This window comes from Streptomyces sp. NBC_00247 (assembly GCF_036188265.1).
Classification (GTDB): domain Bacteria; phylum Actinomycetota; class Actinomycetes; order Streptomycetales; family Streptomycetaceae; genus Streptomyces.
Window position 1 is genome coordinate 4,169,955 of sequence record NZ_CP108093.1, and the last position, 24,001, is coordinate 4,193,955.

20 protein-coding genes and 1 pseudogene are annotated in these 24,001 nt (G+C 72.6%); 11 read left to right on the top strand and 10 right to left on the bottom strand.

Annotated elements, in window-relative coordinates; genetic code table 11:
• Window positions 1-226 precede the first annotated feature (226 nt).
• Both OHT52_RS17945 and OHT52_RS17950 read left to right on the top strand, forming a co-directional pair.
• Window positions 227-1,489: a LolA family protein gene (locus OHT52_RS17945; protein WP_328721226.1), complete on the top strand. Its 1,263-nt coding sequence runs from the start codon at window positions 227-229 to the stop codon at window positions 1,487-1,489.
• A gap of 278 nt (window positions 1,490-1,767) precedes the next feature.
• Window positions 1,768-2,400, top strand: a complete 633-nt coding sequence (locus OHT52_RS17950; RefSeq protein ID WP_328721227.1) for a TetR/AcrR family transcriptional regulator — start codon at window positions 1,768-1,770, stop codon at window positions 2,398-2,400.
• Window positions 2,401-2,499: 99 nt separating this feature from the next.
• On the opposite strand, the pseudogene OHT52_RS17960 reads toward OHT52_RS17950, so the two are convergent.
• The 5 genes and pseudogenes from OHT52_RS17960 to OHT52_RS17980 form a co-directional block, all read right to left on the bottom strand.
• Window positions 2,500-3,080, bottom strand: a pseudogene (locus tag OHT52_RS17960) (GNAT family N-acetyltransferase).
• A gap of 101 nt (window positions 3,081-3,181) precedes the next feature.
• A complete protein-coding gene (locus OHT52_RS17965; RefSeq protein ID WP_328721230.1) occupies window positions 3,182-4,009 on the bottom strand; it encodes an HAD family hydrolase in 828 nt (275 codons plus the stop codon).
• Window positions 4,010-4,474: 465 nt separating this feature from the next.
• The gene (locus tag OHT52_RS17970) at window positions 4,475-6,073 is read right to left on the bottom strand and encodes an FAD-dependent monooxygenase (protein ID WP_328721231.1); all 1,599 of its coding nucleotides are present in this window, start codon (window positions 6,071-6,073) and stop codon (window positions 4,475-4,477) included.
• A 68-nt stretch (window positions 6,074-6,141) separates the two neighbouring features.
• On the bottom strand, window positions 6,142-7,146 hold the full coding sequence (rarD, locus tag OHT52_RS17975; protein WP_328721232.1) for an EamA family transporter RarD: 1,005 nt from the start codon (window positions 7,144-7,146) through the stop codon (window positions 6,142-6,144).
• 172 nt (window positions 7,147-7,318) lie between these two features.
• Window positions 7,319-8,179 carry an SDR family oxidoreductase gene (locus OHT52_RS17980; protein WP_328721233.1) on the bottom strand — a complete coding sequence of 287 codons (861 nt, stop codon included), beginning with the start codon at window positions 8,177-8,179 and terminating at the stop codon, window positions 7,319-7,321.
• 135 nt (window positions 8,180-8,314) lie between these two features.
• Here OHT52_RS17980 and OHT52_RS17985 point away from each other — a divergent pair, with 135 nt between their 5' ends.
• On the top strand, window positions 8,315-8,722 hold the full coding sequence (locus OHT52_RS17985) for a winged helix-turn-helix transcriptional regulator (RefSeq protein ID WP_328721234.1): 408 nt from the start codon (window positions 8,315-8,317) through the stop codon (window positions 8,720-8,722).
• A 108-nt stretch (window positions 8,723-8,830) separates the two neighbouring features.
• Here the strand turns inward: OHT52_RS17985 and OHT52_RS17990 are convergent, their stop codons facing one another.
• The 5 genes from OHT52_RS17990 to OHT52_RS18010 form a co-directional block, all read right to left on the bottom strand.
• Window positions 8,831-9,892, bottom strand: coding sequence for a 2-oxoacid:ferredoxin oxidoreductase subunit beta (locus OHT52_RS17990; protein ID WP_328721235.1), 1,062 nt, complete (start codon window positions 9,890-9,892; stop codon window positions 8,831-8,833).
• Entirely contained in the window at window positions 9,885-11,831 is a 1,947-nt protein-coding gene (locus tag OHT52_RS17995; RefSeq protein ID WP_328721236.1) for a 2-oxoacid:acceptor oxidoreductase subunit alpha, read from the bottom strand. The genes OHT52_RS17990 and OHT52_RS17995 overlap by 8 nt, the downstream gene beginning before the upstream one ends.
• A 430-nt stretch (window positions 11,832-12,261) precedes the next feature.
• A complete protein-coding gene (locus OHT52_RS18000; protein ID WP_328723789.1) occupies window positions 12,262-12,915 on the bottom strand; it encodes a response regulator transcription factor in 654 nt (217 codons plus the stop codon).
• A 718-nt stretch (window positions 12,916-13,633) separates the two neighbouring features.
• On the bottom strand, window positions 13,634-15,034 hold the full coding sequence (locus OHT52_RS18005) for a sensor histidine kinase (RefSeq protein ID WP_328721237.1): 1,401 nt from the start codon (window positions 15,032-15,034) through the stop codon (window positions 13,634-13,636).
• A 367-nt stretch (window positions 15,035-15,401) separates the two neighbouring features.
• Window positions 15,402-16,595 carry a sensor histidine kinase gene (locus OHT52_RS18010; protein WP_328721238.1) on the bottom strand — a complete coding sequence of 398 codons (1,194 nt, stop codon included), beginning with the start codon at window positions 16,593-16,595 and terminating at the stop codon, window positions 15,402-15,404.
• Window positions 16,596-16,819: 224 nt separating this feature from the next.
• Between OHT52_RS18010 and OHT52_RS18015 the strand changes: the two genes are divergently transcribed.
• The 8 genes from OHT52_RS18015 (at window position 16,820) to OHT52_RS18050 (ending at window position 23,988) form a co-directional block, all read left to right on the top strand.
• Window positions 16,820-17,221 carry an NADH-quinone oxidoreductase subunit A gene (locus OHT52_RS18015; RefSeq protein WP_328723790.1) on the top strand — a complete coding sequence of 134 codons (402 nt, stop codon included), beginning with the start codon at window positions 16,820-16,822 and terminating at the stop codon, window positions 17,219-17,221.
• The gene (locus OHT52_RS18020; protein WP_328721239.1) at window positions 17,212-17,868 is read left to right on the top strand and encodes an NADH-quinone oxidoreductase subunit B; all 657 of its coding nucleotides are present in this window, start codon (window positions 17,212-17,214) and stop codon (window positions 17,866-17,868) included. Before OHT52_RS18015 ends, OHT52_RS18020 begins: the two co-directional genes overlap by 10 nt.
• An 83-nt stretch (window positions 17,869-17,951) precedes the next feature.
• Window positions 17,952-19,211 (top strand): NADH-quinone oxidoreductase subunit C, encoded by a 1,260-nt coding sequence (locus OHT52_RS18025; protein WP_328723791.1) that lies wholly within the window; start codon window positions 17,952-17,954, stop codon window positions 19,209-19,211.
• Window positions 19,208-20,176, top strand: a complete 969-nt coding sequence (locus OHT52_RS18030; protein WP_328721240.1) for a complex I subunit 1/NuoH family protein — start codon at window positions 19,208-19,210, stop codon at window positions 20,174-20,176. The genes OHT52_RS18025 and OHT52_RS18030 overlap by 4 nt, the downstream gene beginning before the upstream one ends.
• The gene (locus OHT52_RS18035) at window positions 20,176-20,784 is read left to right on the top strand and encodes a NuoI/complex I 23 kDa subunit family protein (protein WP_328721241.1); all 609 of its coding nucleotides are present in this window, start codon (window positions 20,176-20,178) and stop codon (window positions 20,782-20,784) included. Before OHT52_RS18030 ends, OHT52_RS18035 begins: the two co-directional genes overlap by 1 nt.
• The gene (locus OHT52_RS18040) at window positions 20,781-21,554 is read left to right on the top strand and encodes an NADH-quinone oxidoreductase subunit J family protein (RefSeq protein ID WP_328721242.1); all 774 of its coding nucleotides are present in this window, start codon (window positions 20,781-20,783) and stop codon (window positions 21,552-21,554) included. The genes OHT52_RS18035 and OHT52_RS18040 overlap by 4 nt, the downstream gene beginning before the upstream one ends.
• Window positions 21,554-21,991: an NADH-quinone oxidoreductase subunit NuoK gene (gene nuoK / locus OHT52_RS18045; RefSeq protein ID WP_328721243.1), complete on the top strand. Its 438-nt coding sequence runs from the start codon at window positions 21,554-21,556 to the stop codon at window positions 21,989-21,991. Before OHT52_RS18040 ends, nuoK begins: the two co-directional genes overlap by 1 nt.
• Window positions 21,988-23,988: an NADH-quinone oxidoreductase subunit 5 family protein gene (locus tag OHT52_RS18050; RefSeq protein ID WP_328721244.1), complete on the top strand. Its 2,001-nt coding sequence runs from the start codon at window positions 21,988-21,990 to the stop codon at window positions 23,986-23,988. The genes nuoK and OHT52_RS18050 overlap by 4 nt, the downstream gene beginning before the upstream one ends.
• Window positions 23,989-24,001 lie beyond the last annotated feature (13 nt).

Below are 24,001 nucleotides of genomic sequence, written 5' to 3' on the forward strand. Positions count from 1 at the left end.
GACGCCACCCCTCCGGGTAAACCCCGGGGTGGCGTACCTCCGGTGGAGTGACGTCATACCCGAGCCGTACGCGGGGTTGATTCCGCGGACTGACGCGTGAGTCCGCCCGATGAGGTCAGATGGAGAACAACCACTCCTCCTGACCTCATCGGGTGAGAAGCGCGGCAGGGAGTGGACGAGCGCGACCGTAGTGACGGAAGCCGCCGACCACGGAGGTAGGGCACACATGGCACCCATCGACAGCTCGGACAACCACGGCGGGACCACCGGCAATCCCGCCGGAGCGGCCACCCGCGCCGACCGGCTCCGCCGGAAGGCATCACGCACCGTCGTCCCCGTCGCGGTGGCGGGGGTGGCCGCCGCGACCATCGGACTCGTCCCCGCACTCGCCGACAGCGGCGACCCCGACCTGCCGAAGATCACCGCGCGGGAACTCGTCGCGAAGATCGCAGCCTCGGACACCCAGCGGATCTCCGGCACCGTGAAGATCACCACCGACCTCGGTATCCCCTCGCTCGGCGGCCTCGCCGGCTCACTCGGCCAGGGCACGGAGGGAGCCGGCGCCGCACCCGAGGACCGGCTGACCGAGCTCGCCTCGGGCACGCACACCCTGAAGGTGGCCGCCGACGGCCCTGACAAGCAGCGGCTGACGATCCTCCAGAACTCCTCGGAGTACAGCCTGATCCACAACGGCGACCAGGTCTGGGCCTACGACAGTGGCTCCGACGAGGTCTTCCACGCCCAGACGGGCGCCGCCGGGCACACGGACAGCCGCAGCCGGGGCGCGGCGGAGGGCACGCCCCAGCAGTTCGCCGACGAGGCCCTGAAGGCGGTCGGCGACACCACGTCGGTCACCGTCGACGGCACCGTGCGGGTGGCCGGGCGCGACGCGTACCAACTGCTCATCAAGCCGAAGCAGTCCGGCTCCACCATCGGCTCCGTACGGATCGCGGTGGACGCGGACAACGGCGTACCGCTGCGGTTCACCCTGAGCCCCCGTTCCGGCGGGAAGGCGGCCGTCAACGTCGGCTTCACCAAGGTGGACTTCGACGAGCCCGCCGCCTCGTCCTTCGACTTCACCCCGCCCAAGGGCGCCAAGGTGACCGAGGCAGGGGACGCCGCGGACCAGGAGGCGGCCGGTCAGGGCGGCGGGCCCCTCGCGGACCTGCTGCCGGGCGGCCTCGGCGGGCTGGAGGGCACCGGCGGTGCCGGGAGCGCGGGGAGCGCCGGGAACCTGAAGACGAAGACGGTGGGGGAGGGCTGGACCACGATCCTGCGGGCCGAAGTGCCCGGCGGCGAGGGCCTGTCGTCGGCGAAGGACAGCTCTTCCCTGCTCGACGCCTTCGGCGACAAGACCTCGGGGAAGTTCGGCTCCGGCACGGTCTTCAGCACGCGCCTGGTGAACGCCCTCATCACCGATCAGGGCAAGGTCTACGTCGGCGCGGTCACCCGGGACGCCCTCGTACGGGCGGCGAACGCCGACCGTTAGGGCGTGTGTCGAAGGTCCCGCCTGTCGGCGACGCCCGGCACGCACGGTCGCCGCGTTGTCGGGATCGGGCTGGATCCAGGATCGGGGTGACCGGCTCCGGGCCGTCCGTACCGTCGGCCGGCCGAGCCGTCCCCCGATCGGCTCGTCGCGGCACGAACGGCACGAACGGTGCGAACGGCGGAGTCGACACGGTACGTTCCGTTTCCGCCTCGCTCATGTTCGACTTTTGGCGACGACCTGTCAACAAGGAGCGGTGAGAGGCGCCCTATGCTCACGGAATGAGCGCATTGCCGAGTTCTGTGCGACGCAGCGAACGGTCCCGACGCGCGATCCTGGAGGCGGCCCTGGAGCTCTGCACGGAGAGGGGCTACGGGCGCGTGACGGTGGAGGCCATCGCCGCCCGTGCCGGTGTCAGCAAGAAGACGATCTACCGGTGGTGGCCGGCGAAGAGCGGCATCCTGATGGAGATCTTCACCGATGTCCTGTCCGACGCCGCCCCGTTCGCCGACACCGGGGACATCGAGGCCGATCTGCGCGTACACATCGGACTGGCGGTACGGCTCCTCGGATCGCCCCCGTACGGACCGGCGTACGCGGGCATACTCTCCGAGCTCCACCACGACGACGAGCTCGCGCGGGACCTCGCCGAGCGGGTCGTCGACCCACGGGTCGAACTGGCGGTCACCCTGCTCACGCGCGCCCAGGAACGGGGCCAGATCCGTGCGGACGCCGATCCGCGGCTGATGGTGGAGCTGCTCTACGGCCCGGTCTACTACCGCCACGTCCTGCGCAAACCGCCCCAGGACGAGGCGACGATCGCCGCACTGGTCGCCGTGGTGCTGCGCGGGCCCGGCGCGGTGGCGGGCGGGGAGCCGGGTGCGGAGGCGGAGGCGGTGGCGGGCCTCGCCTGAGGGCGGACCCCGCGTGGGCCGCGTGGGCTCCGCCCGGGGTGTGGCCGGGCCCGACAGCGCCCGTGGGCTCCCCCGGGGTGTGGCAGGTGCGGCAGCGCCTCAGTCCTGCCGGACGCGTCCGTGCAGATGCATGTCGTGGCGGCCGTCGAGATGGCGGCCGGCCGCCCTGCGGACTCCCTCCGCCGCGAACCCGGCCTTCGACGCCACCCGGCAGGAGGCCGGATTGGCGACGGAGTGGCTGAGTTCCAGCCGGTCGAACCCGGCCGTGGTGAACGCCCACTCCGTCAGCCGGGTCACCGCGCGGGTGCAGACCCCGCGCCCCGGGCGGCCGGGGTCGTCCAGTAGGCCACCTCGGCACAGCCGTACTCCAGGTCCCAGTCGCGCAGCGAGAGCCGGCCCAGCAGCCGGTCGTCCTCCGCGTCGGCGACGGCCCAGTGCCCCGCGGTCTCCCGCTCCCAGTCCTTCCGCCACGCCTCGATCCACCCCCGGGCCTCGTCGACGGAGTCGGCGCGACGCACGTGCCAGCGCTGGATCTCCGGGTCCTCGAACGCGGTCCGCACGGCTTCGGCGTCGGTGAGCAGCCACGGCCGCAGCACCGACCCGCCGCCGAGCCGGAGCGACGGCTGGACGGCGGCGGAGAGGGTGCCCGCGGTGATCGCGGGAGGGACGAGTGAGGGCATGGGCGGGATGGTACGGGCCGCCGACCGGGCCGGCGCGGTGTTTTCCGCCGACGGGCAGGCCGGAGAGCGTACCGCCGAAGTACCCCAGGGCCGCGGCCCGTTCAGCCGAAGAGGCGTTCCAGCACCACCGCTATGCCGTCCTCGGTGTGCGGCAGGGTGACCTCGTCGGCGGCGGACTTCAGCGCGGGATGGGCGTTGCCCATCGCCACCCCGTGCCCGACCAGCCCGAACATCGGCAGGTCGTTGGGCATGTCGCCGAAGGCGATGGCGTCCGCCGGGTCCAGGCCGAGGAGTTCCGCCGCCACCGCGAGCCCGGTGCCCTTGTGCACGCCGTAGGGGGCGAGTTCGACCGTGCCGGGGCCGGCCATGGTGACCGTCGCCAGGTCGCCGACGGCTGCCCGGCCGAGAGCGGCGAGTTCGTCGTCGGTCAGCTCCGGGTGGCGCACCATCACCTTGATGACGGGCTGTGCCCAGAGGTCGTCGCGGCGCCCGACCCGCTGGGCGGGGAGCGTCGGGTGCGGCATCCGGTAGCCGGGCTCGATCAGGGTCAGCCCCGCCGGGCCGTCCTGGTCGACGGCGGCGAAGACCGGGCCCGCCTCCGCCTCGATCTTGCCCAGCGCCATGTCGGCCAACTCCCGGTCCAGCGGCACCGAGCGGAGCATCCGGGCCGACTCGGGGTCGTACACCTGGGTGCCCTGCCCGCAGACGACCGGGCCCCGGTAGTCCAGCTCCGCCAGAAGGGCGCGTATCCCCGGGACCGCCCGGCCGGTGACGATCATGTGCCGGGCGCCGGCCGAGGCCGCGCGCCGGAGGGCGGCGTGCGTGCGGGGGCTCACGGAGTCGTCGGGCAGCAGCAGGGTGCCGTCCAGGTCCGTGGCGACGAGGGTGTGCGCGACCCGGGTGTGCGCGGGCGCGGGTGACGAATGCATGGTTCCAGCGTAGGGAGATCGGCTTTTCGCCGGACGGCCCTGACCTGGGGCGACGGTCAGCTTCCCGGTGCTGCGGGGAGGTGGCCGGCCTGGCGGGCGGCGGAAAGTGATGGTCTCGGGTGAATGGCCCCGGTACGCGCCGTGGGGGAAGCGCGTACCGGAGCGGACCGGAATCCCCGCCTCCTGTGCGCGGTACCGGTCGGACGCCTGTGCGAGGCGCGGGCGGGGCCCGAAGGGGCGTGCGTCGGGAGGGGGTACCGCACGCGCGCCGTGGGGGAAGCGGTGCGTCGGGTGGGGCCGGGGCCGAGGGGGAGGATGCGGCGGAACCGCCGAGGAGGGGGGTGCCCTTGGTCTGCCCGGGGTGCGACGGGGGCGAACCGGTGGGGGGCTGCTGAAACGATCCTTCGACGCCCGTTCGGCCCAGCGGAACAGCCGGCGGCTGCCCTGTGCCGACTCCCGGCCCCCTCACCCGCGGGGAGTGGGCGCCTGCGCGCCTCCGCACAGCCGTGCGAGGTACTCCCGTACCCGGGGCGCCTCCGCCGCCGGGGCGACGAGTCCGACGTGGTGGTCGGGGCGGACCACCACGACGGTGCCGCCGGCGCCGGGCTCGTACGCGGTGCGGACCAGCCCCTCGTGGTCGATCACCCCGGCCCGGGCGCCCGGCACCCCGTCGGGGGCGTGGACCTCCTCGACGCCGTACACCCGGTGGACGCGGACCGCGTCGCCGTACGTCCGCACCGCCTCGCCGAGGATCTCCTCGCTCTTCGGGCCGAAGCCGAGGAGGGTCGGGTGCGGCTCGGCGAAGAGGTGGTGCAGCCGGGCCGGCGCGCCGGTCGCCGCCGAGCGGCACGGCGCGTCCGGCGCCCGGTCCCCGGCCCGGGGCCCGGACTCCGGCGCTCCGGCGGCGAGCGAACTCCACCAGTAGCCGGTGGACAGCCCGCTCGCCTCCGGGGCGGCCGTCGCCGAGTCCAGCCCGCCGCCGGGAAGGCGGATGGCGGCCATCGTCTCGGCCAGCCGCTCCGAGGTGAAGTCCAGGGTCCAGGCGGCGACGGGCAGCCGCTCCTCCTCGTAGGTGTCGAGCAGCGCCGGTGCCGCGAGTCCGGTCAGGACGTGGGCGAGCTTCCAGCCGAGGTTGAAGGCGTCCTGGATGCCGGTGTTCATGCCCATCCCGCCCGCGATCGAGTGGACGTGCGCGGAGTCCCCGGCGAGCAGCACCCGGCCGTCCCGGAAGCGGTCGGCCATGCGGACGTTGACGCGGTACGTGGAGAGCAGGGTCGCGTGCCGGAGCACCTCGCCGGGGAGCCCGGTGTGCCGGGTGAGGAGACGGCGGAAGCCCTCCTCCGTCGGCGGCTGCGGTACTCCCGCCCCGTCCCGCTCGGGCCCCGCCTGGAACCACCAGCCCGTCCGGGTGCCCGGGATCGGACAGAGCATCACGGCGCCGGTGGCATCGAACCACTGGTGCCAGATGCCCCGGTCGAGCGCGTCCTCGTCGATCTCGACGTCACCGCAGACCATCACCTGGTCGGCCTGCGTCTCGCCGGTGAAGGGTATGCCGAGCAGCTTGCGCACCGGGCTGTGCGCCCCGTCGCAGCCCACCACGTACCGCGCCGCGACGGTCCTGCCGTCGGCGAGAGTCGCGGTCACGCCCGTGGCGTGCTGGTCGAGGCCGGTCAGCTCGGTGCCCAGTTCGACCTGGACGCCGTCCTTCGCCAGCCGGTCGCGGAGGATCGCCTCCAGGCGCCACTGGGCGATCAGCCGGGGCCAGTCGAAGGCGGAGGCGGGGACCGGGGCCGGGTCGGCGTACGGGTCGAAGTCGGCGACCGCGGCGTGGTCGCGGTACTTGCGCATGGGCAGCGGCAGTGACCCGGACGCCAGCACCTCGTCGGCCACCCCGAGGCTCGCCAGGACCTCCAGCGACCGCAGGTTCGGCCCCTTCGCCCGTGAGCTGCGCGGATGGGCGGCGGACTTGTCGATGATCCGTACGCCGACGCCCCGGCGCGCGAGGTCGCACGCCAGGGCCAGGCCGGTGGGGCCGGCGCCCACGATCAGTACGTCGGTGGTCATGGCTGCTCCTCGGGTGCGGTGGTGGCAACCAAGAGAAACGCAACCGAGGTAAAAATACAACTGGGTAACTAATTTTTGGAACGGGTCCCGGTGGCAGTGGTGATGCCCGTACCGGGCGCGGCGGCCGGCGGCACCGTCGCCCCGGTCGTCGCGACCGTGGCCGCGAGCCGGAGCGCCTTTGCCCGGCCGTGCCGGGCCGTACGCAGCGCGTCCCAGGTCAGCAGCGTCAGCGCCACCCACACCAGCGCGAACCCGGCCCAGCGCTCCGGCGGCATCTCCTCGTGGAAGTACGCCACCCCCAGCGCGAACTGGAAGACGGGCGCCAGGTACTGCAGGAGGCCCAGGGTCGACAGCGGTACGCGGATCGCCGCCGCCCCGAAGGCGATCAGCGGGATCGCCGTCACCAGACCGGTCGAGGCGAGCAGCAGCCCGTGTCCGGCGCCCCCGCCGGAGGTGAAGGTGGTCTCGCCGCGCGCGCCGAGCCAGATCAGGAAGCCGAGGGCCGGGAGGAAGAGGACCGCGGTCTCGGCGGCCAGCGACTCCAGGCCGCCCATGTCGACCTTCTTCTTCGCCAGGCCGTACGTCGCGAAGGAGAAGGCCAGCACCAGGGAGATCCACGGCGGGTGGCCGTATCCGACGGCGAGGACCAGCACGGCGGCGAACCCGGTCGCCACCGCGATCCACTGGGCGGGCCGCAGGCGTTCGCCGAGGAGCAGCACGCCCATGGCTATGGTGACCAGCGGGTTGATGAAGTAGCCGAGGGACGCCTCGACCACGTGATCGCTGTTGACGGCCCAGATGTACAGGCCCCAGTTGACCGTGATCACCGCCGCCGCGGCGGTGATCAGCGCGAGCTTGCGCGGCCGGCGAACCAGCACGCCGATCCAGGCCCAGCGCTTCAGTACGAGCAGGATGACGCCGACCACGGCCAGCGACCACACCATCCGGTGGGCCAGGATCTCCGCCGCACCCGACGGCTTCAGCAAGGGCCAGAAGAGCGGGACGAGGCCCCACATCCCATAGGCGCCGATTCCGTGGAGCAGCCCTGCCCGCTGCTCGTCCTTCCCCTCCACGGGGCCTCCTTCATGCGTGGGCCGGCGGCCGCCGACGCCATGAAGGTAGCTCCGGAAGAGGGCCCGCGTCATTGCCGTATCGCGGCGACGGTCATGACGCGAGCGCCTCCCGGACGTGCGCGGCCCGTGCGCGGCGCGTGTGCGCCTCGTGGGCGGCCCCCGCGCGGGGCGGTCAGGCGGCGGCGACGGCTTCGGCGACCGTCGCCTCGACCGGGGTGGTGGGACGGCCGATGAGCCGGGCCAGGTCGCCGGTGGTGCCGGCGAGCAGACCGCGCCCGATCGCCGCGTCCACGTCGACCAGGATCTCGGCGAAGCCCGCGGGCAGTCCGGCGCCGACCAGGATCTCCTGGTGCACGGCGGCGGGCACCTCCTGGTACGCGATCTCCAGGCCGGTCGCCCGGGAAACCTCGGCCGCGTACTCCGCCAGCGACCAGGCGGTGTCGCCGCTCAGCTCGTACGCGGTGTCCAGGTGGCCCTCACCGGTCAGCACGGCGGCAGCGGCGGCGGCGAAGTCGGCCCGGGACGCCAGGGCGATGCGGCCCTCGCCCGCGTTGCCCACCACGGCACCGTGCGCCAGGACCGGCGCCAGGTTGGCGGTGTAGTTCTCCGTGTACCAGCCGTTGCGCAGGAAGGTGTACGGCAGCCCGGAGTCCAGGATCAGCCGCTCGGTCGCCTTGTGCTCCTCCGCCAGCAGGAAGTCGGCGGCCGGTCCGCCCAGGACCCCCGTGTACGCCAGCTGCGCCACGCCCGCCTCCTTCGCGGCGTCGATCACCGCGGTGTGCTGCGCCACGCGCTTGCCGACCTCACTGCCGGAGATCAGCAGGACCCGGTCGCCGGGGTGGAAGACCGTCTTGAGCGTTTCGGGCCGGTCGTAGTCGGCGACCCGCAGCTCGACACCGAGCGCGGCGAGCGGGGCCGCCTTCGCCTCGTCGCGTACGACCGCCGCGATCTCGCCGGCCGGGACGGTGGTGAGCAGCTGCTCGACGACCAGACGTCCGAGCTGTCCGGTGGCTCCGGTGACGACGATGCTCATGGGTGGTTCTCCTTCTTTTCGCACTGTTCCCTACGGGGATGGACCCGTTTCAGCCGTTTTGGCGTTGGTTGCTCCACTCACCCTAGGGCGGGTACTTACTCAGAGGAAGTACCCACTTTGAAGTAAGGTGGTCGTATGACGGTACGTACGGAGACGCCGGGCCAACTCGTGGCCGCGGCGGCGCGCGAAGCGGACGTGAACCGCGCGATGTGTCCCTCCCGGGTGGTGCTGGAACACGTCACCAGCCGCTGGGGCGTGCTGGTGCTCGCGGCCCTGCTGGAGCGCCCGTACCGCTTCAGCGAACTGCGCCGCACCATCGAGAACGTCAGCGAGAAGATGCTGGCCCAGACCCTGCGCACGCTCGAACGCGACGGCTTCGTGCACCGGGACGCCCAGCCGGTCATCCCGCCCCGGGTGGACTACTCCCTCACCCCGCTCGGCCACGAGGCCGCCCGGCGCGTGTGGGAGCTGGCCCGCTGGTCCGAGCACCAGGTGGACGCGGTCGACGCCGCGCGGGCGGAGTACGACGCACGCGAGGCGTGACACCGAAAGCCCCCTGGAGCCGCCGGGAACACCGGAGCCCGGGTCCCGCTGCCGTATCGACGAGGCAGTGGGACCCGGGCTCCTTCAGGCAGAAGCCGGCGCCGGGGCTCAGCCGACGACCGTCCAGGTGTCCTGGCCCGCGAGGAGTGCGGCCAGATCGCCCTTGCCCCGCTGCTCGACGGCGGTGTCGAGCTGTTCCGACATCAGGGTGTCGTAGACGGGGCGTTCGACGCTGCGCAGGACTCCGACGGGGGTGTGGTGGAGGGTGTCGGGGTCGGCGAGGCGGGAGAGGGCGAACGCGGTGGTGGGTGAGGCGGCGTGGGCGTCGTGGACCAGGACGCGGGAGCGGTTCTCGTCGGTGACGGCGACGACCCGGAGGTCGCCGGTGGACGGGTCGCGGACGACGCCCTTCGAGCCGTCCGCGCCGAAGAGGATCGGCTGCCCGTGTTCGAGGCGGATGACCGCCTCCTGGGCGCGTTCCTTGTCCTTGAGGGCCTCGAAGGCGCCGTCGTTGAAGATGTTGCAGTTCTGGTAGATCTCGACCAGCGCCGTGCCGGGGTGGTCGGCCGCCGCCCGCAGCACGCCGGTGAGGTGCTTGCGGTCGGAGTCGATGGTGCGGGCCACGAACGAGGCCTCCGCGCCGAGCGCCAGGGAGACCGGGTTGAAGGGCGCGTCCAGCGAGCCCATCGGGGTCGACTTGGTGATCTTGCCGACCTCGGAGGTCGGGGAGTACTGGCCCTTCGTCAGGCCGTAGATCCGGTTGTTGAACAACAGGATCTTCAGATTGACGTTCCGGCGCAGGGCGTGGATGAGGTGGTTGCCGCCGATGGAGAGGGCGTCGCCGTCTCCGGTGACCACCCACACCGACAGGTCGCGGCGGGAGGTGGCGAGACCGGTCGCGATCGAGGGGGCACGGCCGTGGATGGAGTGCATCCCGTAGGTGTTCATGTAGTACGGGAAGCGGGACGAACAGCCGATGCCGGAGACGAAGACGATGTTCTCCTTGGCCAGGCCGAGTTCCGGCATGAAGCCCTGGACGGCCGCCAGGACGGCGTAGTCGCCGCAGCCGGGGCACCACCGGACTTCCTGGTCGGACTTGAAGTCCTTCATCGACTGCGGCGCGTCGGCCTTGGGGACGAGCTGGAGGAGCGGGTGGTCGGTGTCAGCCATCGATGGTCTCCTTCAGGGCGGTGGCGAGCTGTTCGGCCTTGAACGGCATGCCGTTGACCTGGTTGTAGGAGTGGGCGTCGACGAGGTACTTCGCGCGGATCAGGGTGGCGAGCTGGCCGAGGTTCATCTCGGGGACGACGACCTTGTCGTACCGCTTCAGGATCTCGCCGAGGTTCCGCGGGAAGGGGTTCAGGTGGCGCAGGTGGGCCTGGGCGATGGTGTCCCCGGCCGCGCGCAGCCGGCGTACGGCGGCGGTGATGGGGCCGTAGGTCGAGCCCCAGCCGAGGACGAGCGTGGTGGCGCCGGTCGGGTCGTCGACCTCCAGGTCGGGGACGTCGATGTTGTCGATCTTCGCCTGTCGGGTGCGGACCATGAAGTCGTGGTTGGCCGGGTCGTAGGAGATGTTCCCGGTGCCGTCCTGCTTCTCGATCCCGCCGATCCGGTGCTCCAGGCCCGGCGTACCCGGTACCGCCCAGGGACGGGCCAGGGTCTCGGGGTCGCGCTTGTAGGGCCAGAAGACCTCGGTGCCGTCGTCCAGGGTGTGGTTGGGGGTGGTGGTGAAGGTGACCTGGAGGTCGGGGAGCTGCTCGGGGTCCGGGATGCGCCAGGGCTCGGAGCCGTTGGCCAGGTAGCCGTCGGAGAGCAGGAAGACCGGGGTGCGGTAGGTGAGGGCGATCCGGGCGGCCTCCAGAGCGGCGTCGAAGCAGTCCGCCGGGGTCTTCGGGGCGACGACCGGGACGGGCGCTTCGCCGTTGCGGCCGTACATCGCCTGGAGCAGGTCGGCCTGCTCGGTCTTGGTGGGCAGCCCGGTGGACGGGCCGCCGCGCTGGATGTCCACGATCAGCAGCGGCAGTTCGAGCGAGACGGCCAGGCCGATGGTCTCCGACTTCAGCGCCACACCCGGCCCCGAGGTCGTCGTCACCCCCAGCGACCCGCCGAACGCGGCCCCCAGCGCCGCGCCGATCCCCGCGATCTCGTCCTCCGCCTGGAACGTCCGCACACCGAAGTTCTTGTGCCGGGACAGCTCGTGCAGGATGTCGGACGCCGGAGTGATCGGGTACGAACCCAGGTAGAGCGGCAGCCCCGCCCGCCGGGACGCGGCGATCAGCCCGTACGAGAGGGCCAGGTTCCCGGAGATGTTGCGGTACGTCCCCGTGGGGAACGCCTTCGAGGCCGGCGCGACCTCGTAGGACACCGCGAAGTCCTCGGTCGTCTCACCGAAGTTCCAACCTGCCCGGAACGCCGCGACGTTCGCCTCCGCGATCTGCGGCTTCTTCGCGAACTTCTGCCGCAGGAACGCCTCCGTACCCTCCGTCGGCCGGTGGTACATCCACGACAGCAGACCCAGCGCGAACATGTTCTTGCTCCGCTCGGCCTCCTTGCGCGACAGGCCGAACTCCTTCAGCGCCTCGATCGTCAGCGTGGTCAACGGCACCGGGTGGACGTTGAACGCCTCCAGCGAACCGTCCTCCAGCGGAGAGGTGTCGTAACCGACCTTCGCCATCGGGCGCTTCGTGAACTCGTCCGTGTTCACGATCAGCTCCGCCCCGCGCGGGACGTCCCCGATGTTGGCGCGCAGGGCCGCCGGGTTCATCGCGACCAGGACGTTCGGGGCGTCACCGGGCGTGAGGATGTCGTGGTCCGCGAAGTGCAGCTGGAAGGACGAGACACCCGGCAGTGTCCCGGCGGGCGCCCGGATCTCGGCCGGGAAGTTCGGCAGGGTCGACAGGTCATTGCCGAACGACGCCGTCTCCGAAGTGAAACGGTCGCCCGTCAACTGCATACCGTCACCGGAATCCCCGGCGAATCGAATGATGACCCGATCCAGTCGACGGATTTCCTTCACGCCGACCTCCGCATTCGTCGCACGGGGAGCGCGCTGCTCCCCGAGGACAGCCTCGTCGGTCACATCGGCCTGGCTACTGACCTGGCTGGTCACTGAACTGGACCTCCCTTGGGCGGCGGCCCCGGAACAGCCGGCCCGCCGACGGTCCCTGGGGCCCACACTACGTCGGTAAGGGGCGTCTTCCTCCGTCGATCATATGGGGAACGTCGGCGAGAGAGGCCGGTTCCCTCCCTTTTTCCTCACGACTTCCAGCCTTCCGTGGCAGAGGGGAGGCCGGTGCCGTCTCGGCCTTTCGGCGTAGGCCGCACCTTTCCCGTCCGGTGAGGATTGATCGCGCCGACAACCGTTCAAGAATGCGCCACGTCCGGAATTCGGAGACGCGGGCGGAGGGGAACGGCGCCCGGGGGGACGAGGCCGAAGGGACGGAAGCCGGGGAAACGGGCCCGGGGGAACCCGGGCCCGCCGCCGGGCCGCGGGGCGGCATCCGAGGTGGGCGGGGGTGGGCGGCCCGGAGACGCGGGTCCTACGAGTTCAGATAGGTCAGCACCGCGAGCACCCGCCGGTGGTCGCCGTCGCTGGGCGCGAGACCGAGCTTGAGGAAGATGTTGCTGACGTGCTTCTCCACCGCGCCGTCGCTCACCACGAGCTGCCTGGCGACGGCGGAGTTCGTCCGCCCCTCCGCCATCAGACCGAGGACCTCCCGCTCGCGTGGCGTGAGCCCCGCCAGCACGTCCTGCTTACGGCTCCGCCCCAGCAACTGCGCCACCACCTCCGGGTCCAGCGCGGTCCCGCCCGCGGCCACCCGGACCACGGCGTCCACGAAGTCCCGCACGTCGGCGACCCGGTCCTTCAGCAGGTAGCCCACCCCGCGCGTGCTGCCGGCCAGCAGCTCGGTGGCGTACCGCTCCTCGACGTACTGCGACAGCACCAGCACCCCGACGCCCGGGTGGTCCTTGCGCAGCCGCACCGCCGCCCGGACGCCCTCGTCGGTGTGGGTCGGCGGCATGCGTACGTCCGCGACCACCACGTCCGGCAGCTCCTGACGTGCGTGCAGCTCCGCCAGGAGGGCGAGCAGCGCCTCCGCGTCCCCCACTCCGGCGACGACCTCGTGCCCGAGATCGGTGAGCAACCGGGTCAGCCCCTCCCGCAACAGGACCGAATCCTCGGCGATGACCACCCGTACCCGCACTGTGCTCTCCACGCTGCCGCTTCCCCCACTGCTGTCGTCGTCCGGCGCCGGTCACCCCGGCGGTTCGCTTCCGTGCCCAGCATCCCAGCCCGGAGCGCCGCGGGCGGAACGGGGTGGATTCCCGCTTTCGGGGGACGCCGCGGGAGAGCGTGGCAACGTCGGGCGCGAACATTCACCTGTGCGTGGGAATTAGCTGGTGAGAAGGGTATGGGGCGCAATCGGCGGAGTGCATTCCGCGCGGGGATGCACCGGGGACTGCGGGCGGTCCCCGGTGCGAAGATATGAACGGCGGTGGGGAACGGGGAAACACGCCCATGAAGAAGTTCATGATCATATCGCCCGCGGCAGTCCTGGAATTGACCGGTTCCGCACCGGTTCCGCACCGGTTCCCGCCTTTTCCGGCAGAGCGGAGACGGGAATGTCGGGTACGGATCATCGTCCTGGCCCACACCCGCAATCGCAGGGTCCACGACGACACACGCGCGTTCGCCACATCGGCCCTCACGTTTTCCGGAACACCCGGATGCCACGGACCGGATGCCACGGACCGGGCTCGGACGTGCCGGCGTCCGAGGCCGCCTTTCCCGCTCTTTTGCGGACCCGTGCGGTGCCGCTGCTCGGCTCGGGCGTGCGGGGCCCGCGCGGTGCGACGCCCACCGGGGTGCCCGCCTCCGCCGTCGGCGGGGCCCGGGGCCGCCCGTGCCGGTCAGTCCCGCCAGGGGAGCCGGGCGGTCACCGTCGTCGGTCCGCCCGCCGGGGACTCCACCGTGAGGCTGCCGTCCACGGCCCGCAGACGCTCCGCGAGTCCGGCCAGCCGGCCGCCCGCCGTCACGTCCGCGCCGCCCCGCCCGTCGTCGTCGACCCGGATCACCAGGTGCTCGGGTCGATGCTGCCCGTCCTTGCGGTCGTAGCGGTTCCGCCGGTCCGCCGTCCGACGCACCGTGACCGACGCCCGGGTGGCGCGGGCGTGCCGGGTGACGTTGCGGAGCAGCTCGGAGACGGTGACGTACGCGAGGTTCTCGATCGCCCGCGCGGGGCGCACCGGCAGCTCCACGTCCACGGAGACCGGGACCGCGCAGCGGGAGGCCACGGAGGAGAGGGCGGCGTCCAGACCCCGGTCGGTGAGGACGGCGGGGTGGATGTCCCGGGCGAGGTCGCGGAGCTCCTGGAGGGTGACCTTCACTTCGCCGTGCGCCCCGTCGATCAGCCGCGCCGCCGCTCCGGGGTCCTCGGCGAGCCGCTCCTTCGCCAGCCCGAGCTCCATCGCGAGGGCGGCGAGCCGTGCCTGGGCGCCGTCGTGCAGATCGCGTTCGATCCGGCGCAGGTCCGCCGCCGCCGTGTCCACGACCACGCCCCGGTCCGACTCCAGCTCCACCACGCGGGAGTCCAGCCGGGAGGGGCCGAGCAGCCCGGCGACCATCACCCGGTCCACCGAGGCGAGCCCCCGGACGATCCACGGCGACACGAGCACGAGGACCAGACCCGCACCACAGGTCGCGGTCAGCTCGAAGGCCGAGTCCAGATAGACGCGGTGCGTGGCGTCCCCGTACAGCTGGAGCCCGTCGATGCCCACGTACGCCGGGAAGATCCAGGCCCACAGCGGGTACGTGAACATGCTCCACGCGGTCGTCACCACCGTCACCGAGACGGTGAACGCGAAGACCGCCCACGGGAAGTGCAGGAACCCGTAGAGCAGGTGGCGCCAGGAGGCCCCGTTGCGGAGCGCCGCGCCCGCCCACGAGAACACCCCGCCGGTCCGGCCCCGCACGGGCTCCGGATCGGCCAGGTCGAGCCCCAGCAGGGCGCGGGCGCGCCGGCGCTCCAGGGCGCCGAACCCCCGGCACACCGCCAGGCCGGCGGCGAGGACCGGGATGCCGAGGAAGGTGACCATCAGGCCGGCGCTCAGCGAGACCGTGGTGACCACGAGGGTGAAGAGCGCGATGCTGACCGGCAGGCTCAGCAGGAGGTACAGCAGCTCCCGCCAGGTCCGCCCCTCGACCGGCGCGCGGAGCACGGCCGGGAAGAAGTGCTTCTCGTCGGGGCGGTCCCAGGAGCCGGTGCCGCCGCCCTGCCCGTTCCGTGCGTCCGATCCGTATGCCGTGGCCATCGCTGCCGTCCGTTTCCGTTCTCCGGTGAGGCCCGTCGTGGGCCGTTCTCCGTATGCCGTCCCGTCGCGGGCCGCTCGGTGCGCGCGACGGCCGTGCACGCCGTTTCCGGGGACGTCGTCCCTGGCCCGTGCGCGGCTTGCCGGCCGATGACTCCAGCCTCTTCCGTACGGGTGCTCCGCACCATGAGGGCGGTCTCCGTATCCGGTGGGGGGTTACCCCCACCCCGGCGTGCGCGCCGTGCGCACGCCGGAGGGCCGGAGCGCACGCGCCCCGGCCCTCCCTGCTTCCGGCCCCGCTTCCGACCCCTTGCTCCGGTGCCCCTGCTCCGGGTCCCCGGATCCCTGCCGGTCCGGTCCGCCGCCGGTCTCAGCCCGGTCCGGCCGCGCCGTCGCGCCACGGCAGCTCGGCGGTCACCGAGGTGGGGCCGCCCTCGGGCGACTCCACGATGAGCAGGCCGTCCACCGCGCCGAGCCGCTCCGACAGCCCGGCCAGACCGGTGCCGCCCTCCGCCCGTGCCCCGCCCTTCCCGTCGTCGCGCACCTGGAGCATCAGCCGGTCGCCCGCGCGCCACACGTCCACGGTGGCCGAGCGCGCCCGGCTGTGCTTGCTGACGTTCTGGAGCAGCTCGGAGACGGTGAAGTAGGCGATGCCCTCGATCGCCTGGGCCGGCCGGCCCGGCAGATCGACGCCGACCGTCACGGGCACGGTGCAGCGCGAGGCGATCGAGGAGAGGGCCGCGTCCAGTCCCCGGTCGGTGAGGACGGCCGGATGGATTCCCCGGGCGAGGTCGCGGAGCTCCTGGAGGGCGACCTTCACCTCGCCGTGCGCCTCGTCGACCATGCGGGCGGCCGCCTCCGGATCGGCGCCGAGCTTCTCCTTCGCCAGCCCGAGGTCCATGGCGAGCGCCACCAGCCGTGCCTGGGCGCCGTCGTGCAGATCGCGTTCGATCCGGCGCAGGTCCGCCGCCGCCGTGTCCACGACCACACCCCGGTCCGACTCCAGCTCGGCGATCCGCCGCTCCAGCTCGTCCGAGGGCGCCAGCAGCGTCCGCACCATCGCGCGGTCCACGTTGGCGAGCGCCCGTGCCACGTAGGGGAGTACGGGCCAGAACGTGAAGAACCCCACCAGCGTCACGGTGAACGTCACCACGCCCCACGGCAGTCTGATGAACGAATACAGCAACGCCCGCCAGCCCACCGGGTCGCCGAGTCCCGACCAGAGCCAGGCGAAGAAGCCCTTCTCGCGGCGGGTCCGCGCGATCGCACCGGGCTCCTCGACGTGGACCCCGAGCAGGACGCGGGCCCTGGCCCGCTCGAACCGGCCGAGCCCCCGCGAGCCCTGGATGCCGAGGGCGAGCAGCGGCAGTCCGACCACCGTGACGGACAGTCCGGCACCGACGCTGACCAGCACGACCGCGTAGACGAAGCCGATGATCGTGGCCGGCAGGTTCGCCAGCAGATGGGCGATCTCCTTCCACGTCCACACGTCGAGGGCCGGGCGCAGTCGGGGCGGCCGGGGGTCGTCCGGCGCGAAGGGGCTCTCGGGAGGGCTCGTCGTCATGCGTCCAAGCCTGCCGGTCCGACCCCCGCGCACGCCATGGGGCTCGTGGGTGCGAGGAAGTGGGGATAACCCCACCCCACCCCCACCTCTCGACCCGCCCCCACCCGCCCGCACCCCGCACGTGCCCGGGACGCGGCTGCTTACCGTCTCTTTAACAGGGCCTAGACTCCCGTGCGTACAGATCGTCGAGCGGTTCGAGGGAGCGAGGAACGGACGTGGCGGACGTGCCGGAACTGCCGGAGCCGACCGCTCTCGCGTCGGATTACTTCCACAGCTACTCGGTCGTCGGACTGCTCGCCCTCGTCGGCGTGCTCTTCGTCGCCGTCGCCTTCGGGGCGGGACGCCTGCTCAGGCCCGTGGCTCCGACGCCCGAGAAACTCCTCACCTACGAATGCGGTGTGGACCCCGTGGGGGAGGGCTGGGCGCACACGCAGGTGCGCTACTACGTCTACGCCTTCCTCTACGTGATCTTCGCCGTCGACTCGGTCTTCCTCTTCCCCTGGGCGACCGTGTTCGCCGCGCCCGGATTCGGCGCGACCACCCTGGTGGAAATGTTCGTCTTCCTCGGCTTCCTCGCCGTGGGACTGCTCTACGCATGGAAGAAGGGCGTCCTCACATGGGCGTGACGAGCCGCTCGACCCCCGAGCCGCAGCCCGCAGCCGCGACGCAGGAGGCGGTGAACGGCCCCGGGCCCGTCCCGCTGCCCGAGCCCCAACGGCTCGGCGTGCTGTCCCGCCTCGCGCCGGAACCGATGAAGGTGGTCCTGAACTGGGGCCGCCGCTACAGCCTCTGGGTCTTCAACTTCGGACTCGCCTGCTGTGCCATCGAGTTCATCGCCGCCTCGATGTCCCGTCACGACTTCATGCGGCTCGGTGTGATCCCCTTCGCCCCGGGCCCCCGCCAAGCCGACCTGATGGTCGTGTCCGGCACGGTGACGGACAAGATGGCCCCGGCGGTGAAGCGGCTGTACGAGCAGATGCCCGAACCGAAGTACGTGATCTCCTTCGGCGCCTGCTCCAACTGCGGTGGGCCGTACTGGGACTCGTACTCGGTCACCAAGGGGGTCGACCAGATCATCCCCGTCGACGTGTACGTCCCCGGCTGCCCGCCCCGGCCCGAGGCGCTGCTCCAGGGCATCCTCAAGCTGCAGGAGCGGATCGCCCGCGAGTCGCTGGCGGAGCGTTACGCCACCGGCACCGCCGCCCGGCCCTCGACCGCCGCGCTGCGCAGCGGACTCGTCGCCGCGCCCGCCGAGCCGGGGGAGTCGCGGTGAACGCCTCCGAGAACGCGGCCGGGACGCCGGCCGGGAGTTCCGCCGAGAACACGGCCGGGACGTCCGCCGAACTGTACGACCGGCTGCTCGGTGCGGACGCCGACGAGGCCGCCGTCGCCGAGGCCGTCGCCGGGCTCTTCGGCGAGGGGGCGACCGCCGCCCACGCGTACGACCTGCTCACCGTGGACGTACCCGCCGACACCTGGACCGCCGCGCTCACGACCGCGCGCGACCGGCTCGGCTGCACCTACTTCGACTGGCTGAGCGCCGTCGACGAACCCGGCACCGGCTTCCTGGTCAGCGCCCACGTGGCCGCCCTCTCCACGGGTACGGTCCGGCGGCTGCTGGTCCGTACGACGGTTCCGCACGGAGCGGCCGTGCTGCCCACCGCGATCGACGTCTACGCGGGTGCCGCCTGGCACGAGCGCGAGACCCACGAGATGTTCGGCATCGGCTTCGAGGGCCACCCGCACCTGGTGCCCCTGCTGCTGCCCGAAGGATTCGAGGGCCACCCGCTGCGCAAGGACTTCGTCCTCGCCGCCCGGGTCGCCAAGGCGTGGCCGGGCGCCAAGGAGCCCGGCGAGTCCGACCACGGCGGGCCCAAGCGGCGTGCCATGCTCCCGCCGGGCGTACCCGATCCGAACGAGTGGGGACCGCTCAAGGGGCAACTGCCGCCCGCACCGGCCCGCCCGGCGCGCGGCGCCCGCGCCGCCGGTACCGCTGCCGGTGCCGCCGCGGGCGAGCGACCGGTACGCCGGGCCCGGAGCGTCACCGAGGGCTCGGCGGGACAGCGTCCCGCCACCGCGCCCCCGGCGCCCGACGACCCGTCGCCGGGGGCGGGCCAGGGCGCCCCGCCCGCCCGTCCCGCCCGGAGGTCCCGCAGCGTCTCGGCGGGCTCCGCCAGCCAGCGCACGGAGGGCGGTGCCCCGGACGGTACGCAGACCCCCGCGACGGACCCGGAGGCCTCGGGGCGGACCGGTACGGCAGCGGACTCCGGCGCCGCGGCCCCCCGGACGCCCCGAAGCGCGGACGCCCCGTGGCACCACGCCAGCCCGGCGTTCGACGACGGGTCGGCGGAGGCGAAGCGCGAGCCGGAGCAGCCCGCGAAGCCCGAGCCGGAAGCCGAGCCCGCGCAGCCGGTGACGCCCGAGCCGGTGACGCCCGAGCCGGAGCAGCCGGTGACGCCCGAGCCCGAGCGGCCCGCAGCCCCTGAGGGGTCCGCGGAAACCGCCGAACCCGAGCGACCCGCAGAGCCCGCAGAGCCCGAAGGCCCCGACGTGCCCGAAGACCCCGACGTGCCCGAAGACCCCGACCACCGTCCCTCCGGAGGCGATACCGCGTGAACGACGTACTCGACGTCGCCCTCCGGCTCCTCATCGTCTTCGTCGTCTTCCTGGTCTTCCCGCTCGTCGTCGGCCAGACCGAGCACAAGGTGATGGCGCACATGCAGGGCCGCCTCGGCCCCATGTACGCGGGCGGATTCCACGGCTGGGCGCAGCTCGTCGCGGACGGGGTCAAGTTCGTGCAGAAGGAGGACGTGGTCCCGGCCGACGCCGACCGCCGCATCTTCCAGCTCGCGCCCGCCGTCGCGCTGCTGCCGTACCTCCTGGTGGTGCTCGCCATCCCGGTCGGGCCCGGTGAGGGCGCGGTCGGCCAGGCCGTCGACGCGGGGATCTTCTTCGTGCTCGCCGTGATGGGGATCGGCGTCCTGGGCTCGCTGATGGCGGGGTGGGCGTCCGCCAACAAGTTCTCCCTGCTCGGCGGGCTCCGTACCGCCGCCCAGCTCCTGGCGTACGAACTGCCGATGCTGCTCGCGGCCGCCTCCGTGGCGATGGCGGCTGGGACGGTGTCGCTGACCGGGATCGCCGACGCGTTCGAGTGGTGGTGGCTGCCCTGGCAGATCACCGGCGCCCTGATCTTCTTCGTCGCCGGGCTCGCCGAGCTCCAGCGGCCGCCCTTCGACATGCCGGTGGCCGACTCGGAGATCATCTTCGGCGCGTACACCGAGTACACCGGGCTGCGCTTCGCGCTCTTCCTGCTCGCGGAGTACGCCGGAATCGTCGTCCTGTGCGGTCTGACCACCGTGCTCTTCCTCGGCGGCTGGCACAGCCCGTTCGGCGGGGACGGTCTCGGTTGGCTCTGGACCCTGCTGAAGACGGTGCTCCTCGCGTTCGTCGTCATCTGGCTGCGGGTGACCTTCCCGCGCCTGCGCGAGGACCAGCTCCAGAAGCTCGCCTGGACCACACTCATCCCGCTCGCCCTCGCGCAGATCGCGCTCACCGGCATCGTGAAGGTGGCGATCAACTAGTGCCTCCGATCCCCGGCTCCGGCCTGGCCAAGGGCCTCGCCGTCACCCTGCGGACCATGACCAGGCGCACGGTCACCGCGCAGTACCCGGACGCGCAGCCCGAACTCCCGCCGCGCTCCCGCGGCGTCATCGGGCTGTTCGAGGAGAACTGCACGGTCTGCATGCTCTGCGCCCGCGAGTGCCCCGACTGGTGCATCTACATCGACTCCCACAAGGAGACGAGCCCGCCCGCCGCCCCCGGCGGACGTGAACGCTCCCGCAACGTCCTCGACCGCTTCGCCATCGACTTCTCCCTCTGCATGTACTGCGGTATCTGCATCGAGGTCTGCCCCTTCGACGCCCTCTTCTGGTCGCCGGAGTTCGAGTACGCCGAGACGGACATCCACGAACTCACCCACGAGCGCGACAAGCTCCGGGACTGGATGTGGACCGTGCCGGAGCCACCCGCGCTGGACCCGGGCGCGGAGGAGCCCAAGGAGATCTCCGCCGCCCGCAAGACGGCGGAGAAACTCGAAGCCCAGCGTGCCCAGGCAGAGCAGGCAGAGCAGGCAGCACAGGCAGAGCAGACACAGGCTGAACCGCCGCACGACGAGAAGGGCCAGGCATGATGCCCGCACTCGCCGCGAGCGTGGCGGCCCACCCCGGCTTCCTCTCCCCGTCCGGCGTCGAGATCGCGTTCGTCCTGGTCGGACTCGTGACCCTCGGCGCGGCCCTCGTCACCGTCACGACCCGTCAGCTGGTGCACGCCGCGCTCTGGCTCGTCGTCACCCTCGGCGGCCTCGCGGTGGAGTACCTCCTGCTCACGGCGGAGTTCATCGCCTGGGTACAGGTACTGATCTACGTCGGTTCGGTCGTGGTCCTCCTTCTCTTCGGCCTGATGCTCACCCGTGCCCCCATCGGCCGGTCGCCGGACGCCGACTCGGAGAACCGGTGGGCCGCGCTCGGTGTGGCGGTCGCTTCGGCGGCGGCCCTCGTCTGGGTCGTGGTGGACGCCTTCCGGACCACCTGGATCGAGCTGGACGGGCCCGTCCAGGGCTCCACCGCCGTCACCGGCACCTTCCTCTTCCGCCACTGGGTGCTGCCGTTCGAGGCGCTCTCCGTGCTGCTGCTCGCCGCCCTGGTGGGGGCGATCGTGCTGTCCCGCCGCGACCCCGAGACCCGCGCGGCCCTTCCCGGGACCCGCCGTACACCCGGAAGCCGTACACCCGGCGGCCGTACGTTCGGCGGTCCCGGTACCCGCACCACCGCCCGCCGCGCCACCGCCCCCGGGCGTACGCGCGCCGGTGACCGGCCCGGCGGCGGGACCGGCGACAAGTCCGGCCCCGCGACCACCCCCGGCCCGCCCGCCCCCGGCACCCCGGAAGAAGGGAAGAGCTGATGCACCTCGCCTATCCCGCCGTGCTCGCCGTCCTCCTCTTCTGCGTAGGCGTCTACGGCGTGCTCGCCCGCCGCAACGCGATCCTGGTCCTGATGTCCGTCGAGCTGATGCTCAACGCCGTCAACCTCAACCTGGTCGCCTTCGACGTCTGGCTCCGCGACTCGCTCCACGCCGGCCAGGCCCTCACCCTCTTCACGATCGCCATCGCCGCCGCCGAGATCGGCATCGGCCTCGCGATCGTGCTCGCCGTGTACCGCAACCGCGGCTCCTCCGACGTCGACCGCCTCCGCGACACCGCCGAGACCGATGCCGCCGAGACCCTCCCCGACGAGTGGACCGGCGACGGCGGGCCCGCCGACGGGAGCACCGGCAGTAACCCCGATGAACCGGCCGCCGCTCCGGCGGGGAAGGCACGGAAGACAGAGGCCACCGCGTGACCACCACGACCCTCGCCGTCCTCGTCCCCCTGCTGCCCTTCCTGGGGGCCGTTGCGGGACTGCTGCTCGGCCGCACCGCGCCCGGGTTCGTCCGGCCGCTCGCCGTCCTCCCGGTGCTCGCCGCGGCGGTGCTCGCCGTGGCCGTCGCCGCCGACCAGGGCGGCGGCCCGGCCATCGACGCCGCGACCCGGCTGACGCCCACCGGTTCGGTACCGATCGACCTCGCACTCCACCTGGACGGCTTCGCCGCCCTCGTCGCCGTCCTCGTCGGGCTCGTCGCGACCTGCGTGCAGGTCTACTCGCTCGCCTACCTCCGCGACGACCCCCGCTACCCCTCCTACGCGGCGCTGGTCTCCCTCTTCACCTCCGCGATGCTGCTCGTCGTCTACTCCGGCGACCTGATGGTGCTGCTGGTCGGCTGGGAGGTCATGGGCATCTGCTCGTACTTCCTCGTCGGCCACTACTGGGAGACGCCCGAGGCGCGCGCCGCCTCCCTCAAGGCGTTCCTGGTCACCAAGCTCGGCGACGTGCCGTTCCTGATCGGCCTCTTCGCGCTCGCCGCCGACACCGGCACCTTCCGCATCACGGGCATCCTCGGCGCGGTCGCGAACGGCGGACTCGACCACCCCACGCTCATCGCGCTGCTGCTGCTCGCCGGGGTGGCGGGCAAGTCCGCGCAGTTCCCGCTGCACACCTGGCTGCCCGACGCGATGGCCGGCCCGACCCCCGTCTCCGCGCTCATCCACGCCGCGACGATGGTGGCCGCCGGAATCTACTTCGTGGCCCGGCTGCTGCCCGTCTTCGCCGCCTCCGGCGCCGCCCTCGTCGTCCTCTCCGTGATGGCCGCCGTCACGATGATCGGCTCCGGTCTGGCCGCGCTCGCCCAGGACGACATCAAACGCGTCCTCGCCTACTCGACCCTCGGCCAGCTCGGCTACATGGCCGGGGCACTGGCCGTCGGCGACCGGGGGGCCGCCGTCTTCCACCTCCTGTCGCACGGTGCCTTCAAGGCCGTCCTCTTCCTGGCCGCCGGAGTCGTCATCCACGCCACCGGCACCAACTCGCTCGCCGCCATGTCCCGCATGGGCGGGCTCACCAAGCGCATCCCCGACGCCTACTGGACGATGACCGTCGCCCTGCTGGCGCTGGCGGCCATTCCGCCGTTCGCCGGCTTCTTCTCCAAGGAGGCCGTCCTCGTCGCCGCCGAGCACACCGCCCTCGGCGACCGCCACGTCGCCCCGGCCGCCGCGGGCTGGACGATCCTCGTCGCCGGCCTGCTGGCCGCCGTGCTCACCGCCGCGTACGCCACCCGCCTCTGGCTCCTCACCTTCAAGGGCCGCGGCCCCGAAGCGGCGGACCACGGCAAGCAGCCCGTCGCGATGACCGGCGTCCTCTGGGTGCTGGCCGTCCCCACTCTCGGCTTCGGGCTGACGGTCGGCGTGATCGGCGACTGGTTCGACGGACACCGCCTCACCCCGACGCTGACCACCGCCGTCCTCTCCACGGGCGTAGGACTCGTCGGCGGACTCGTCACCTACGCCGCGTGGCGCCACACCACCGCGCACGCGACCGGCCACCCCCTCGGCGCCGTCACCGCGAACCCGCGGGCCGAACCCGCCCTGGTGGAGGCCGAGGCCATCAGCGCCCACGCCACCGTCTACGGCGACATCGCGGGAGCCGCCGACCCGGCCGACCCCGGACGCCTGCTGCTCGGCCCCCTGCACGGCCCGGCAGCCGCCGGATTCCACCTGGACGCCCTGTACTCGCGGCTGTTCGTCCGGCCCGTGCTGGCCGCGGCCCGCCTCGTCCGCTTCCTGGACCGCGAGGTCGTCGACACGTACGTACGCGGCGCAGGCACCACCGCACGACTGCTCGGCACCGCCGTCCGCCGCGCCCAGACCGGCAACGCGCAGACCTACGTCTCCGCCCTGCTCGCCGGGTCACTCGTCCTGACGATCGCCGTCGTCGTCTATGCCAACGTCAACGCCGGGGCGTGAACCGTGATCGATA